Annotated in this window: 11 protein-coding genes; 10 read left to right on the forward strand and 1 reads right to left on the reverse strand. The window is 68.4% G+C overall.

Annotated features, from left to right (window positions below; genetic code table 11):
• Window positions 1–146 precede the first annotated feature (146 nt).
• Window positions 147–1,433, forward strand: a complete 1,287-nt coding sequence (clpX, locus tag ACIQNU_RS01940) for an ATP-dependent Clp protease ATP-binding subunit ClpX (RefSeq protein ID WP_401359776.1) — start codon at window positions 147–149, stop codon at window positions 1,431–1,433.
• Window positions 1,434–1,506: 73 nt separating this feature from the next.
• Here clpX and ACIQNU_RS01945 read toward each other — a convergent pair whose 3' ends face one another.
• Window positions 1,507–2,451: a hypothetical protein gene (locus ACIQNU_RS01945; RefSeq protein WP_401359778.1), complete on the reverse strand. Its 945-nt coding sequence runs from the start codon at window positions 2,449–2,451 to the stop codon at window positions 1,507–1,509.
• Between the two features lie 136 nt (window positions 2,452–2,587).
• Between ACIQNU_RS01945 and ACIQNU_RS01950 the strand changes: the two genes are divergently transcribed.
• From ACIQNU_RS01950 to rodA, 9 genes are all read left to right on the forward strand, one after another.
• Entirely contained in the window at window positions 2,588–5,212 is a 2,625-nt protein-coding gene (locus ACIQNU_RS01950) for a valine--tRNA ligase (RefSeq protein WP_401359781.1), read from the forward strand.
• A gap of 465 nt (window positions 5,213–5,677) precedes the next feature.
• Window positions 5,678–7,192 carry a bifunctional folylpolyglutamate synthase/dihydrofolate synthase gene (locus ACIQNU_RS01955; RefSeq protein WP_401359784.1) on the forward strand — a complete coding sequence of 505 codons (1,515 nt, stop codon included), beginning with the start codon at window positions 5,678–5,680 and terminating at the stop codon, window positions 7,190–7,192.
• A 3-nt stretch (window positions 7,193–7,195) separates the two neighbouring features.
• Window positions 7,196–7,600 (forward strand): DUF4233 domain-containing protein, encoded by a 405-nt coding sequence (locus ACIQNU_RS01960; RefSeq protein WP_401359787.1) that lies wholly within the window; start codon window positions 7,196–7,198, stop codon window positions 7,598–7,600.
• 154 nt (window positions 7,601–7,754) lie between these two features.
• The gene (gene ndk / locus ACIQNU_RS01965) at window positions 7,755–8,168 is read left to right on the forward strand and encodes a nucleoside-diphosphate kinase (RefSeq protein WP_401359790.1); all 414 of its coding nucleotides are present in this window, start codon (window positions 7,755–7,757) and stop codon (window positions 8,166–8,168) included.
• A 291-nt stretch (window positions 8,169–8,459) separates the two neighbouring features.
• Window positions 8,460–9,479, forward strand: a complete 1,020-nt coding sequence (locus ACIQNU_RS01970; RefSeq protein ID WP_401362371.1) for a rod shape-determining protein — start codon at window positions 8,460–8,462, stop codon at window positions 9,477–9,479.
• A gap of 203 nt (window positions 9,480–9,682) precedes the next feature.
• On the forward strand, window positions 9,683–10,630 hold the full coding sequence (gene mreC, locus ACIQNU_RS01975; RefSeq protein ID WP_401359793.1) for a rod shape-determining protein MreC: 948 nt from the start codon (window positions 9,683–9,685) through the stop codon (window positions 10,628–10,630).
• Between the two features lie 11 nt (window positions 10,631–10,641).
• Window positions 10,642–11,334 (forward strand): rod shape-determining protein MreD, encoded by a 693-nt coding sequence (mreD, locus tag ACIQNU_RS01980; protein WP_401359795.1) that lies wholly within the window; start codon window positions 10,642–10,644, stop codon window positions 11,332–11,334.
• A 124-nt stretch (window positions 11,335–11,458) separates the two neighbouring features.
• The gene (gene mrdA / locus ACIQNU_RS01985) at window positions 11,459–13,639 is read left to right on the forward strand and encodes a penicillin-binding protein 2 (protein WP_401359798.1); all 2,181 of its coding nucleotides are present in this window, start codon (window positions 11,459–11,461) and stop codon (window positions 13,637–13,639) included.
• Window positions 13,639–14,838, forward strand: a complete 1,200-nt coding sequence (gene rodA / locus ACIQNU_RS01990) for a rod shape-determining protein RodA (protein ID WP_401359800.1) — start codon at window positions 13,639–13,641, stop codon at window positions 14,836–14,838. The genes mrdA and rodA overlap by 1 nt, the downstream gene beginning before the upstream one ends.
• Window positions 14,839–14,927 lie beyond the last annotated feature (89 nt).

The raw sequence follows: 14,927 nt of genomic DNA on the forward strand, positions 1-14,927 counted from the left end.
CACCATTTGCCGCCCCTTGGCGTGGCGCACGTCAAAGTGAACCGCGCCAAGGGGGGCCCGAACGGGGGGCCCGGCAAGGTACCGTCGGATATGAGGCACCAGGAGTCGCTTACGCGAGCGTCTCCCAGGCGAAGGGGAAGCACCTCGTGGCACGCATCGGTGACGGCGGCGATCTGCTCAAGTGCTCGTTCTGTGGCAAGAGCCAGAAGCAGGTCAAGAAGCTCATCGCAGGCCCCGGTGTGTACATCTGCGACGAGTGCATCGACCTCTGCAACGAGATCATCGAGGAGGAACTCGCCGAGACGAGCGAGGTGCGCTGGGAGGAACTGCCCAAGCCCCGCGAGATCTACGAGTTCCTTGAGGGCTATGTCGTTGGCCAGGAGGCCGCGAAGAAAGCCCTCTCGGTCGCTGTGTACAACCACTACAAACGAGTCCAGGCCGGTAGCAACGGCGGGGGCCAAGGGCGTGAGGACGCCATCGAGTTGGCGAAGTCCAACATCCTCCTGCTGGGGCCCACGGGCTCCGGCAAGACCCTGCTGGCGCAGACACTGGCCCGCATGCTGAACGTCCCGTTCGCCATCGCCGACGCGACGGCGCTGACGGAGGCGGGCTATGTCGGCGAGGACGTCGAGAACATCCTGCTGAAGCTGATCCAGGCCGCGGACTACGACGTCAAGAAGGCCGAGACCGGCATCATCTACATCGACGAGATCGACAAGGTCGCCCGCAAGAGCGAGAACCCGTCGATCACGCGTGACGTCTCCGGCGAGGGCGTGCAGCAGGCGCTGCTGAAGATCCTGGAGGGCACGACGGCCTCGGTGCCGCCGCAGGGCGGGCGCAAGCACCCCCACCAGGAGTTCATCCAGATCGACACGACGAACGTCCTGTTCATCGTGGGCGGTGCCTTCGCGGGGCTTGAGAAGATCATCGAGTCCCGGGCGGGCGCCAAGGGCATCGGCTTCGGGGCGACGATCCGCTCGAAGCGGGAAATCGAAGCCAAGGACCAGTTCGAGGACGTCATGCCCGAGGACCTGGTGAAGTTCGGGATGATCCCGGAGTTCATCGGCCGCCTCCCCGTCATCACATCCGTCCACAACCTGGACCGTGAGGCGCTGCTCCAGATCCTGGTGGAGCCGCGGAACGCGCTGATGAAGCAGTACCAGCGCCTCTTCGAACTCGACGGTGTGGAGCTGGACTTCGAGCGGGAGGCCCTGGAGGCCATCGCCGACCAGGCCATCCTCCGCCAGACCGGCGCGCGCGGCCTGCGCGCCATCATGGAGGAGGTCCTCCAGTCGGTGATGTACGAGGTCCCGTCCCGCAAGGACGTCGCCCGAGTCGTCATCACCGCCGAAGCGGTCCACTCCAACGTCAACCCGACCCTGATCCCCCGCGATGCCCGCGGGCGGGGACCGGGGGAGCAGAAGACGGCGTAACGACGCCCCATATGGCGAAGACACAGAAGGGGCCCAGTCCGGTGACTGGGCCCCTTCGTCGTCAGGATGTGTGTCAGATCTTGACGCGTATGTCCTTGCGCAGGTCTGCCGAGACCTTCGCGGAGGCGTCGAGGGAGATGCCCGTGCCGCCTGCGGCGGGGACCGCCAGGCCGATCGTGCTGTAGTCGGCCCACATGCACATGTACTGGGTGTCGGTCTTCCCCGTCTGCGCGTTGTCGGCCTCGGCCTTCTGGCACTTCATGACAGCGCCGTCGAGTCCGTCCGGGCTGACCGACTTCGCGTCGCCGACGAACGTCAGCTGCTCGTAGTCCTTGTTCTTTTTCATGCTCGCGAAGGCGCTGTCGATCGCGGCCTCCGGGTCCTTCACCTTGCCGTAGAGGCCCAGGAACGAAACGGCCTTCGACGACGCGATCGTGGCCGGGTCCAGTTTGCTGGGGTCGCTGAGATCGACGGTCGAGTAGACGGCCTGGACGCCCTTGGCGTCACTGATCCCGCCCTTGGCGAGATCCGCCGAGTCGCTGGAGGAGGCGTCCTCGGGCGGCTTCTCCGGGCCCATGCGCTTGTACTCGCCGTTGATCACCGACTCCGGCGTCGTCAGCTTGTGCGGGCCGTCGTCCGCCAGGCCCCCGTCGCCCCCGCCGCCGCCCAGGACGAAGTACGCGCCCACCCCGATCGCCGCCACCACCGCCACCGCACCGATGATCAGGCCCGTCTTCTTCTTGCCGCTGCCCGGGGCCGGGGGCTGCGGGTAGCCGTAGGGGGCCTGCGGGGGCTGCTGGCCGTAGCCGGGCTGGCCGGGCTGGCCGTACGGGGGAGTCTGGGGCGGTACACCCTGCGGGGGCTGCTGCGGGTAGCCGTAGCCGGGCTGCGGGGCCTGCTGCGGGTAGCCGTAGCCGGGCTGGGGTGCCTGCGGCGGCTGGCCGTAGGGTCCCGGCTGACCGTACGGTCCGGGCTGCTGGGGCTGCCCGCCGTACGGGCCCGGCTGGTTGTAGCTCATGCGTGGGTTCCCCTCCGATGTTTATGCGTTCCTGACATCCTGGCCCAACGCCCGCGCGCGCGGGCCGCCGGGGCTCCCACCGTTACGAAACCCGCTGGTTTCAGTACACGACCGTGACGCCTCTAAACTGACCCCCGTGACCGAGAACACTCAGCAGCAGAACCCAGCGACCACCACCGAACTGCCGACCCAGTACGCGCCGGCCGAGGTAGAGGGGAAGCTGTACGAGCGCTGGGTGGAGCGCGGTTACTTCGAGGCCGACGAGAAGAGCGACAAGCCGCCGTTCACCGTCGTCATCCCGCCGCCGAACGTCACCGGCAGCCTGCACCTCGGGCACGCCTTCGAGCACACCCTCATCGACGCCCTCACCCGCCGCAAGCGCATGCAGGGCTACGAGACGCTGTGGCAGCCCGGCATGGACCACGCCGGCATCGCCACGCAGAACGTCGTCGAGCGCGAGCTGGGCAAGGAGGGCAAGTCCCGGCACGACCTCGGGCGCGAGGCGTTCGTCGAGCGCGTCTGGCAGTGGAAGGCCGAGTCCGGCGGGCAGATCTCCGGGCAGATGCGCCGCCTCGGTGACGGTGTCGCCTGGTCCCGTGAGCGGTTCACCATGGACGAGGGTCTGTCCCAGGCCGTTCAGACCATCTTCAAGAAGCTCTACGACGACGAGCTGATCTACCGCGCCGAGCGCATCATCAACTGGTGCCCCCGCTGTCTGACCGCCATCTCGGACATCGAGGTCGAGTACCAGGACGACGACGGCGAGCTGGTGTCGATGCGGTACGGCGACGGGGACGAGTCCATCGTCGTCGCCACCACCCGGGCCGAGACCATGCTCGGTGACACCGCCGTCGCCGTGCACCCTGATGACGAGCGGTACAAGCACCTCGTCGGCAGGAACATCCGCCTCCCGCTCACCGAGCGGTTCATCCCCGTCGTCGCCGATACGCACGTCGACCCCGAGTTCGGCACCGGCGCCGTCAAGGTGACGCCCGCGCACGACCCGAACGACTTCGAGATCGGCCGGCGCCACGACCTGCCCGCCATCGCCGTGATGGACGAGCACGCCGTCATCACCGTCCCCGGCCCCTTCCAGGGCCTGGACCGCCTGGAGGCCCGCAGCGCCATCGTCGGCGCCCTGCGCGCCGAGGGCCGGATCGTCGCCGAGAAGCGCCCGTACGTCCACTCCGTGGGCCACTGCTCGCGCTGCAAGACCACCATCGAGCCGCGGCTGTCCCTCCAGTGGTGGGTCAAGGTCGGTCCGCTCGCGAAGGCCGCCGGTGACGCGGTCCGCGACGGGCGCGTCGCGATCCACCCGCAGGAGATGGAGAAGCGGTACTTCGACTGGGTCGACAACCTCCACGACTGGTGCATCTCACGGCAGTTGTGGTGGGGCCACCGCATCCCCGTCTGGTACGGGCCGAACGGCGAGGTCGTCTGCGTCGGACCCGACGACGAGGTGCCCACCGGCGAGGGCTGGACGCAGGACACCGACGTCCTCGACACCTGGTTCTCGTCGGGCCTGTGGCCCTTCTCCACGCTCGGCTGGCCCGAACAGACCGACAGCCTCGCGAAGTTCTACCCGAACTCCGTCCTCGTCACCGGCTACGACATCCTGTTCTTCTGGGTCGCCCGGATGATGATGTTCGGCCTGTACGCGATGGACGGCACCCCGCCGTTCCACACCATCGCGCTGCACGGCATGGTCCGTGACCAGTTCGGCAAGAAGATGTCGAAGTCGTTCGGCAACGCGGTCAACCCGCTGGACTGGATGGACAAGTACGGCTCCGACGCCCTCCGCTTCACCCTCGCGCGTGGCGCCAACCCGGGCGTGGACGTGCCGATCGGCGAGGACTGGGTCCAGGGGTCCCGTAACTTCGCCAACAAGATCTGGAACGCCACCCGGTTCGCGCTGATGAACGGCGCCACCGTCGAGGGCGACCTGCCGCCCGCCGAGAAGCTGTCCGCGACGGACCGGTGGATCCTGTCCCGGCTCAACGCCACCGTCGCGCAGGTCGACGCCCTGTACGACGACTACCAGTTCGCGAAGCTCTCCGACGCGCTGTTCCACTTCGCGTGGGACGAGGTCTTCGACTGGTATCTGGAGCTGTCCAAGACCACCTTCATGGACGGCGGTGAGGCGGCCGAGGTCTCCGGGCGGGTGCTCGGTGAGGTCCTCGACGTGACGCTGCGCCTGCTGCACCCGATCGTTCCCTTCGTGACCGAGACGCTGTGGACCACCCTCACCGGGGGTGAGTCCGTCGTGATCGCCGAGTGGCCGACCGACTCCGGGTTCCGGGACGCGGGGGCCGAGCGGGAGATCGAGACGCTTCAGTCGGTGATCACCGAGGTGCGGCGGTTCCGGGCCGAGCAGGGGCTTCAGCCGGGGCAGCGGGTGCCGGCGCGGGTTTCGCTGGGCGGGTCCGCGCTTGCTCCGCATGAGGCGGCGATTCGGCAGTTGCTGCGGCTTCAGCCCGAGGGGGAGGGGTTCGTGGCCACGGCGACGCTTCCCGTGTCCGGGGTGGAGGTGGCGCTCGATCTCTCCGGGACGATTGATGTGGGGGCCGAGCGTAAGCGGCTTGCCAAGGATTTGGCGGCGGCCGAGAAGGAGAAGGCTCAGGCTGTGGGGAAGTTGGGGAATGAGGCGTTTTTGGCTAAAGCGCCGGAACCCGTTGTTGCGAAGATTCGGGGGCGGCTGGTGAAGGCCGATGAGGATATTGCGCGGATTCAGGCGCAGCTTGATCGGTTGCCGTCGGCTTAGGTTCTTTGTACGGGTGGCCGTGGTCTTGGGGCTGTGCCCACCCGTTCCGCCGTGCGGAACGCCTGCCCACAGCAGGACCGGCTGAATGGGGTGGGCTGGTGGGGCGGGGTGTGCGGAATGCCTGCCCACAGCGGGACCGGCAGAATCGGGCGGATGGGCGGTGTGGGTGGGGCGGGGTGTGTGGAATGCCTGCCCACTGCGGGACCGGCAGGATCGGGTGGCTGGGCGGTGTGGGTGGGGCGGGGTGTGTGGAATGCCTGCCCACAGCGGGACCGGCAGGATCGGGTGGCTGGGCGGATGGGCGGTGTGGGTGGGGCGGGGTGTGTGGAACGCCTGCCCACTGCGGGACCGGCAGGATCGGGCGGCTGGGCGGATGGGGCGCCGGTCACGGCGGGAACGGCAGGTTGGTTTCGCTCGCGGTGGTACGGGTGCTTGCCGGTCCCCGGGGCTCCGTAGACTGGGAGGGTGAGTGAGTACCCTCCCGGTGAGCCGGAACGTGATCCGCTTGAGTTGTTCGACGACATCGTGGACGCCGAGACCGAGCGTGATCCCGATCTCGCCTTGATCGAGGCGGGCAGCCGGACCCTGCGGACGCAGGGCGGGGCCGCCGGGTCCGAGGTGCCGGCGCGGCCCGCCGACCCCGAGGTGGACAGGGCGCTGCGTGAGGTCGAGACCGAGCTGGCGACCCGGTGGGGCGAGACCAAGCTGGATCCGTCGGTCACCCGTATCGCCGCGCTGATGGACATCATGGGCGACCCCCAGCGCGCGTACCCCTCGATCCACATCACCGGGACCAACGGCAAGACGTCCACGGCCCGCATGATCGAGGCGCTGCTCGGCGGCTTCGACCTGCGCACCGGGCGGTACACCTCGCCGCATGTGCAGTCGATCACCGAGCGGATCAGCCTCGACGGCGCCCCGATCGCGCCGGAGCGGTTCGTGGAGACGTACCAGGACATCAAGCCGTACGTCGAGATGGTCGACGGGCAGCAGGACTTCCGGCTGTCGTTCTTCGAGATGCTCACGGGCATGGCGTACGCGGCCTTCGCGGACGCGCCCGTCGATGTCGCCGTGGTCGAGGTCGGCATGGGCGGCACCTGGGACGCGACGAACGTGATCGACGGCGATGTCGCCGTGGTCACCCCGATCGACCTGGACCACACCGACCGGCTCGGCAACACGCCCGGCGAGATCGCCACCGAGAAGGCCGGCATCGTCAAGCAGGGCGCGACCGTGATCCTGGCGCAGCAGCCGGTGGACGCCGCGCAGGTGCTGCTCAAGAAGGCCGTCGAGGTGGACGCGACCGTCGCCCGTGAGGGCCTGGAGTTCGGTGTCGTCAGCCGCCAGGTCGCCGTGGGAGGCCAACTGCTGACCCTGCGCGGGCTCGGCGGTGAGTACGACGAGCTGTTCCTCCCGCTGCACGGCGCCTACCAGGCGCACAACGCCGCCGTGGCGCTCGCCGCCGTCGAGGCCTTCTTCGGCGTCGGCGCGGGCCACGCCCAGCGGCTCGACGGCGAGACGGTCCGCAAGGCGTTCGCCTCCGTCACCTCACCGGGCCGCCTGGAGGTCGTACGCCGCTCGCCGACCGTCGTCCTGGACGCGGCGCACAACCCGGCGGGCGCGCGCGCGACCGCCGAGGCGATGAGCGAGGCGTTCGGGTTCAGCAGACTGATCGGTGTCGTCGGCGCGAGTGACGGAAAGAACGTGCGCGGCATCCTCGAAGCCTTCGAGCCGATCTTCAACGAGGTCGTCGTCACCCAGAACTCCAGCCACCGCGCGATGGACGCGGACGAGCTGGCCGCCGTCGCCGTGGAGGTGTTCGGCGAGGACCGGGTCCAGGTCGAACCCCGCCTGGACGACGCGATCGAGGCGGCCATCACTCTCGCCGAGGAGGAGGCGGAGTTCAGCGGCGCGGGCGTGCTCGTCACCGGTTCCGTCATCACCGTCGGCGAGGCCCGACTGCTCCTGGGGAGGCGCTGACCCGTGCGGACGCTGTGTGCTTCGACGCTGATCGGCGAGTTCTTCGTCATCGGGTTCGCCGGGCTCGTCGCGATGAAGGACCCCGATCTGTCGACCGGGACGGTGTGGACGGTCTGCGGGATCGCGATGCTGCTGAGCGTCCTGCTGTGCGGCGTGATCACCCGGCCCGGTGGCATCGCGCTCGGCTGGGCGTTCCAGGTCGCCCTGATCGCGAGCGGGTTCGTCGTCCCGATGATGTTCCTGCTCGGCGCGTGTTTCGCGGCCCTGTGGTGGGCGTCGGTGCACTTCGGCCGGCAGATCGACGTGGCCAAGGCCCGATTCGCCGAGCGGGCCGCCGAGGCCGCAGAGGCCGCAGAGGAAGGCGCGACGGTGCCGCCCGGACCTACCCCAGGGCCTGACGCTGCGTAACGAGCGTCCGGCCGGGCCCTGTAGCCTCTGAGCCCCGCACCTCGTGTGCCGCACCCCCTGTGCCGCACGGCGTGCCCTACTTCTCGTGCCCGTACACCCGTCCCGTGCACGAACACCCGTGCCGTACCCCCTCGTGATCGAAGGAGCCACCACCGTGAGCCAGCGCACCCTCGTCCTGCTCAAGCCCGACGCCGTCCGCCGGGGACTGGTCGGCGAGATCGTCGGCCGCGTCGAGCGCAAGGCCGGCTGGCGGGTCACCGCGCTCGAACTGCGCACCCTCGACCGCGCCACGCTGGAGCAGCACTACGCCGAGCACGTCGGCCGGCCCTTCTACGAGCCGCTGATGGAGTTCATGCAGTCCGGGCCCGTCGTCGCGATGGTCGTCGAGGGCGAGCGCGTCATCGAGGGCGTCCGCCAACTGGCCGGACCCACCGACCCGATCTCCGCCGCGCCCGGCTCGATCCGCGGCGACTTCGGCACGATCACCCGCGAGAACCTGATCCACGCATCCGATTCCGAGGAATCCGCCGAGCGGGAACTGAAGATTTTCTTCCCCGGACTGGTCTGACCGGAAGGCAGTTCCCACCGAGGGGTGGCCGAAGAAGGCCGGGGAAAGCCGAAGAAATCCAGCCACTCCTTGGCATATGCGCGCCGATCGGGGGAACGCATCCCCCCATCGGCACGTCCCCATTAGCGGGGCGGGGATTCATCTGATGACAATGGCGAAGACCCTCGCGCCGTGTCCGTGCAGGCGAGACTACGATGGAAGCCTTCACGCCACACAGCACTCACTCGCCTACCTGAAAAGCCATCAAAAGCTCCACTTGGGAAGGCCAGACGCATCCTCATGGGGAACACTATGTCGTTCATCGGCCGTGACATGGCTGTCGACCTCGGGACCGCCAACACGCTGGTGTACGTCAGAGGCCGGGGGATCGTTCTCAACGAGCCGTCCGTCGTCGCGATCAACACCAACACCGGTGGCATTCTCGCGGTCGGCGCCGAAGCGAAGAAGATGATCGGGCGCACGCCGGGCAACATCGTGGCCGTGCGACCGCTGAAGGACGGCGTCATCGCCGACTTCGAGATCACCGAGCGGATGCTCCGCTACTTCATTCTGAAGATCCACAAGCGGCGCTATCTCGCCCGTCCGCGCGTGGTGGTCTGTGTGCCCTCCGGTATCACCGGCGTCGAGCGCCGTGCGGTCATCGAGGCGTCCTCACAGGCCGGCGCGCGCCAGGTGCACATCATCGAGGAGCCCATGGCCGCGGCCATCGGCTCCGGTCTTCCCGTCCACGAGGCCACCGGCAACATGGTCGTGGACATCGGCGGCGGTACGACGGAGGTCGCGGTCATCTCCCTCGGCGGAATCGTCACAGCACAGTCGATCCGCGTCGCGGGCGACGAGCTGGACAACGCGATCATCCAGCACATCAAGAAGGAGTACAGCCTTCTGCTGGGCGAGCGCACCGCCGAACAGATCAAGATCACGATCGGCTCCGCGTACGATCTGGACTCCGACGAACACACCGAAATCCGTGGCCGTGACCTCGTGTCAGGGCTGCCCAAGACGGTGGTCATCTCCGCGGGCGAAGTCCGCAAGGCCATCGAAGAACCCGTCAACGCGATCGTCGACGCCGTGAAGACCACCCTCGACAAATGCCCGCCCGAGCTGTCCGGTGACGTGATGGACCGCGGCATCGTGCTCACCGGTGGCGGCGCCCTGCTGCGCGGTCTCGACGAGCGGCTGCGCCGCGAGACCGGCATGCCGATCCATATCGCCGAGGACCCGCTCGACTCGGTCGCCCTCGGCTCCGGCAAATGCGTCGAGGAATTCGAAGCGCTCCAGCAGGTTCTGGACGCCTCACCGCGCAGATGACGTAAGGGCGCGTGCCGCCGCGTACCGGACATCGGGCGACCGATGCGGTACGGAAGCAGTACGGAGGGAAGTCATTGCTTTCCTTCCGGACGACACGCGCCCTTCATCCGCCGTACGGGGCATGTGCCTTCGTGTGCGCCGGATCGTTGATATAGAGGCATGAGCCCCAGACAATTCCGACGAGGAAGGCACGGCCGCCGCACGTGAGGGACACACGAGAGAGCCGGCTGCTCCTGGTGCTGCTGATCGCCATCGCGTTCGCACTGATCACGGTGGACATCCGCGGCGGACAGGACTCACCGGTCGACGGTGCCCGGAAGGTCGCCGCCACCGTGTTCGGACCGGTGGAGAACGGCGTATCAGCGGCCGTGAACCCGGTCGGCAACGCCATCGGCGCGGTCCGCGACTCGGGGGAGCGGCACGACCGCATCGCCCAGTTGGAGAAGGCCAACGCCGCTTTGAAGGCGAAGCTCGGCAGTGACGACCGCAACCGCAGCCGCGTCCGCCAGCTCGACACCATGCTGAAGACGGCGGGCGCCGGGCAGTACGGCATCAAGGGCGCCGAGGTCATCGGCATAGGAGCGGCCCAGGGCTTCTCCTGGACCGTCACCATCGACGCCGGCGCCAAGGACGGCATCAAGCGCGACATGACCGTCCTCAACGGCGACGGACTCGTCGGCCGGATCACCACGGTCGGCCCCAGCACCTCCACGGTGCTCCTCGCCAACGACCCCGACTTCACCGTCGGCACCCGGATGGAGAAGACCGACGAACTCGGCTTCGCGTCCGGCGGCGGCGACCGGCCGCTGCGCGTGCAGCTTCTCAACGGCAAGGCCAAGGTGGAGAAGGGCGACCGGCTGGTCACCTTCGGCTCGGAGGCCGACAAGCCGTTCGTGCCCGGGGTTCCGGTCGGGATCGTCACCCGGGTCGACCCGTCCGGCGGCGATCTGACCCGCACGATCTATGTGCAGCCCTTTGTCGGCTTCACCAAGCTGGACATCGTCGGTGTCGTCGTCGAGGCCCCGCGTGAGGACCCGCGCGACGCGGTGCTCCCGCCCGCCCCCAAGCCCACGCCCACGCCGACCGTGACCGTCACCGTCACCCCGTCCGCACCGGCGCCCGGCCAGGCCGGCCAGCCTCAAGAGCAGTAGGAGCTGGACCCATGCGTTTGAACCGGATGCTGCTCTCCAGCACCCTGGTGGTGGCGGCCCTGGTCATCCAGGTGAGCGTCCTCGCCCGCCTGCAACTGCCCGGCGCCGTGCCCGACCTGCTCCTGCTCACCGTCCTCGGACTCGCCCTCGTCTACGGCCATGTGGGCGGCGCCCTCGTCGGCTTCGGCGCCGGACTCCTTGCCGACTTCGCGCCGCCCGCCGACCACGCGGCCGGGCGGTACGCGCTCGTGCTCTGCGTCATCGGCTACCTCGCGGGCCTGGCCAAGCCGGAGAACGGACGGCTCCAGTCCGCCGTGGGCCCGATGCTCGTCGTGGTCAGCGCCGCCATCGGCTCCACCCTGTTGTACGCGGGTGTCGGCGCCCTCGTCGGCGACACCGCCGCGCGCCATGTGGGGCTCGTCAGCCTGCTGTTCACGGCCGCGCTCTACGATCTGCTGCTCGCGCCGTTCACGGTGCCGTTCATCATCGCCCTCGCCAGACGCGCCGACAACGATCCACTCGCCGAGACCAATGCCGCGGCGAAGAGCGATGTCGCGTCCGGCTGGCTGTCGTCGGGCACCGGACTGCGGATCGGCAACCAGCGCGGGCGGCTGCGCGGCAAGGTGACCAAGGCCCGGGTGGCCAGGGCCGGCCGGGTGAAGGTGGCCAAGACGCCACGCCTCAAGGGGGTCAAGCGGCTGTGAACGGGGGGCTCCGCACCGCACGGCATCCGGCACGGCATCACACACCGGCACCAGCATCGGCATTGGCATTGGCACCGGCATTGGCACCGACACCGGCTTCGGCACCGCCTGTGGGGAGGCAGCAGTGACCAACATTCCGGAGACCGGGCGCACACCCCGGGTCCAGATCCGGCTCGTCGTCATCCAGGTACTCGTCGTCTCGCTCCTGCTCACGCTCGGCGGACGCCTCTGGTACCTCCAGATCCGCAACGGCGACGAATACGCCAAAGAGGCGTCGGGCAACCATGTGCAGCAGGTCGTCCAGCCCGCCGTACGCGGCTCCATCCTCGACGCGCGCGGCGTCCCGCTCGCCGACAACGAGACCCGTCTCGTCGTGTCCGCGTCGCGCACCGACCTGATGAAGATGAAGGACGACGGCAAAGGCGTCCTCACCAAGCTCGCCGACGTCCTCGGCGTGAAGCCGAAGGAAGTCACCGACAAGGTCCGGCTCTGCGACTCCAAGACACCGCAGCCCTGCTGGAACGGCTCCCCGTACCAGCCGATCCCGATCACCGACGAGGCCACGCCCAAGCAGGCCCTCCAGATCCGGGAGCGCTCCGAGGACTTCCCCGGCATCACCGCCGAGCCCACCGCCGTACGCCGCTACGCCGCGCCCGGCGAGGCCAACACCGCGCAGGTGCTCGGCTATCTCTCGCCCGTCACCGACAACGAGATCGCGAAGGCCAAGGACACCGAGTCGCCGTATCTGCGCTCCGACCAGGTCGGCCGCAGCGGTCTTGAGCGGGAGTACGACAAGGAGCTGCGCGGCAAGGCGGGCGTCACGCGCTACGAGGTGGACAACCTCGGCCGCGTCATCGGCCAGGCCAAGGCCGACAAGGCCGAACCCGGCGCCAATGTCGTCACCAGCATCGACGCGCGCGTGCAGCGGATCGCCGAGTATGAGCTGAACGAGGCGATGAAGGAGGCGCGCAAGGCGTTCGACAAGAACACCAACGAGAACTACAAGGCCGACTCCGGCGCCGTCGTCGTCATGGAGTCCAAGACCGGCCGGGTCGTCGCGATGGCGTCCAACCCGTCGTACGACCCGAACGCCTGGGTCGGTGGGATCTCCGGCAAGGACTACGCCAAGCTGACCGGCAAGACGTCCAACTACCCGCTGCTGAACCGGGCGATCCAGGGCCAGGCGGCCCCCGGCTCCATCTTCAAGGTGATCCCGACGACGGCCGCCGTCAACGCGGGCTACCCCTTCGACGGGCGCTACGAGTGCTCCAGCTCGTACTCCGTCGGCAACCAGGTCTTCAAGAACTACGAGTCCAAGGGGTACGGCGCGATCAGCCTCGGCCAGGCCCTGGAGGTCTCCTGCGACACCGTCTTCTACCGGCTCTCGCACGACGAGTGGAAGAAGGACGGCGGCATCAAGCCGAAGAAGGACCCGGCGGACTGGTTCTACAAGACGGCCCACCAGTTCGGCCTCGGCAAGGAGACCGGCATCGACCTCCCCAACGAGGTCACCGGACGCGTCCCCGACCGCCAGTGGAAGCAGTCGTTCTGGAAGGCCAACAAGACCGCATGGTGCAAGACCGGCAAGAGGGACGGCGACTACGTCCAGAAGCTGAGCTACGAGAACTGCCTCGAAGGCAATCTGCTGCGCGCCGGTGACTCCGTCAACTACGCGATCGGCCAGGGCGATACCCTCGTCACACCGATCCAGATGGCCACCATCTACAGCGCCATCTCCAACGGCGGCACCCTCTACAACCCCACCCTCGGCAAGGCGATCGTCAGCCCCGACGGCAAGACCGTGAAGGAGATCGCCCCCAAGTCGCACGGCAAGCTGCCGATGACGAAGAAGACCCGCGACGAGATAGACGGTGCCCTCGCGGGAGTCGCGACCCGCGGTACGGCCGCCTGGCGATTCGGCGGCTGGCCGCAGGACAAGATCCCGATGCACGCCAAGACGGGTACCGCGGAGGTCTACGGCAAGCAGACCACCTCGTGGTTCGCGACCTACACCGACGATTACACGATCGTCATGACGATCGCCCAGGGTGGTACGGGCTCCGGCGCCTCGGGCCCCGCCGTGCGCAAGCTCTACAACGCGCTGTACGGCGTCAGCCCGGACGGCAAGATCGACAGCAAGCAGGCCCTGCTGTCCCAGCCGCAGAAGAGCCTGCCGAAGATCCAGGGCGACGGCTCCATCGAGGCGCCCAAGATCGAGCCGTACGACCCCAAGAAGGACGAGCCGCCGGCCGAGCAGCAGCTCGCGGGACCGGCCGGCACAGCCGCACTCGGGAGGCGTGACTGATGGCGGGTGGGAACGGCTTCTCCGTCTCCGGGTACGGGCCCCAGCGGTCCTCGCTGTCCCGGCTGCTCGCCCGGGACTCGATGGTCCGCAGGCTCGACTGGCCGATACTGCTGTCGGCCCTCGCGCTCTCCCTGATCGGTACCGCCCTCGTCTACTCGGCCACCCGCAACCGCACCGAGCTGAACCAGGGCGACCCGTACTACTTCCTCTTCCGGCATCTGCTGAACACCGGCATCGGGATCGCCCTGATGATCGGCACGATCTGGATCGGCCACCGCACCCTGCGTACCGCCGTGCCGATCCTCTACGGCCTCTCCGTGCTGCTGGTGCTGGCGGTGCTGACCCCGCTCGGCGCGACCATCAACGGCGCGCACGCGTGGATCGTCATCGGCGGCGGGTTCTCGCTCCAGCCGTCCGAGTTCGTGAAGATCACGATCATCCTGGGCATGGCGATGATGCTCGCGGCCCGGGTCGACGCGGGCGACCGTGACCATCCGGACCACCGGACCGTCGTCCAGGCGCTCGGCCTGGCCGCCATCCCGATCGCGATCGTCATGCTGATGCCCGACCTGGGCTCGGTCATGGTGATGGCGATCATCGTGCTCGGTGTGCTGCTCGCCTCCGGCGCGTCCAACCGCTGGGTGTTCGGGCTCCTCGGCACCGGAGCGATCGGTGCCATCGCCGTATGGCAGCTGCACATCCTGGACGAGTACCAGATCAACCGCTTCGCGGCCTTCGCCAACCCCAACCTCGACCCCGCGGGCGTCGGCTACAACACCAACCAGGCCCGGATCGCGATCGGCTCCGGCGGGCTCTCCGGGACGGGCCTGTTCAAGGGGTCCCAGACCACCGGGCAGTTCGTTCCCGAACAGCAGACCGACTTCGTCTTCACGGTCGCCGGTGAGGAACTGGGCTTCCTGGGCGCCGGGCTCATCGTGCTGCTGCTCGGTGTCGTTCTCTGGCGGGCCTGCCGGATCGCCCGCGAGACCACGGAGCTGTACGGGACGGTTGTCGCCGGCGGGATCATCGCGTGGTTCGCCTTCCAGTCCTTCGAGAACATCGGGATGACCCTCGGGATCATGCCGGTGGCGGGGCTTCCGCTGCCCTTTGTCTCCTATGGGGGGTCGTCGATGTTTGCGGTGTGGGTGGCGATTGGGTTGCTTCAGTCGATCAAGGTGCAGAGACCGCTGTCGGCTTGACCGGTTGTGCGCAGTTCCCCGCGCCCCTTATTTGGGGGGCTTGGGTGGTTGTTCGGGTGCGGGGCCGTTGTGGTTGGGTGCGCAGTTCC

The sequence above is a fragment of the Streptomyces sp. NPDC091292 genome (assembly GCF_044757265.1).
Taxonomy (GTDB): domain Bacteria; phylum Actinomycetota; class Actinomycetes; order Streptomycetales; family Streptomycetaceae; genus Streptomyces.

Bases quoted from the DNA above. Each gene is read 5' to 3' on its own strand.
- ACIQNU_RS01970 (WP_401362371.1), top strand. From the start codon at position 8,460: ATGTCGTTCATCGGCCGTGACATGGCTGTCGACCTCGGGACCGCCAAC.
- rodA (WP_401359800.1), top strand. From the start codon at position 13,639: ATGGCGGGTGGGAACGGCTTCTCCGTCTCCGGGTACGGGCCCCAGCGG.
- ACIQNU_RS01945 (WP_401359778.1), bottom strand. From the start codon at position 2,451: ATGAGCTACAACCAGCCGGGCCCGTACGGCGGGCAGCCCCAGCAGCCC.
- mreD (WP_401359795.1), top strand. From the start codon at position 10,642: ATGCGTTTGAACCGGATGCTGCTCTCCAGCACCCTGGTGGTGGCGGCC.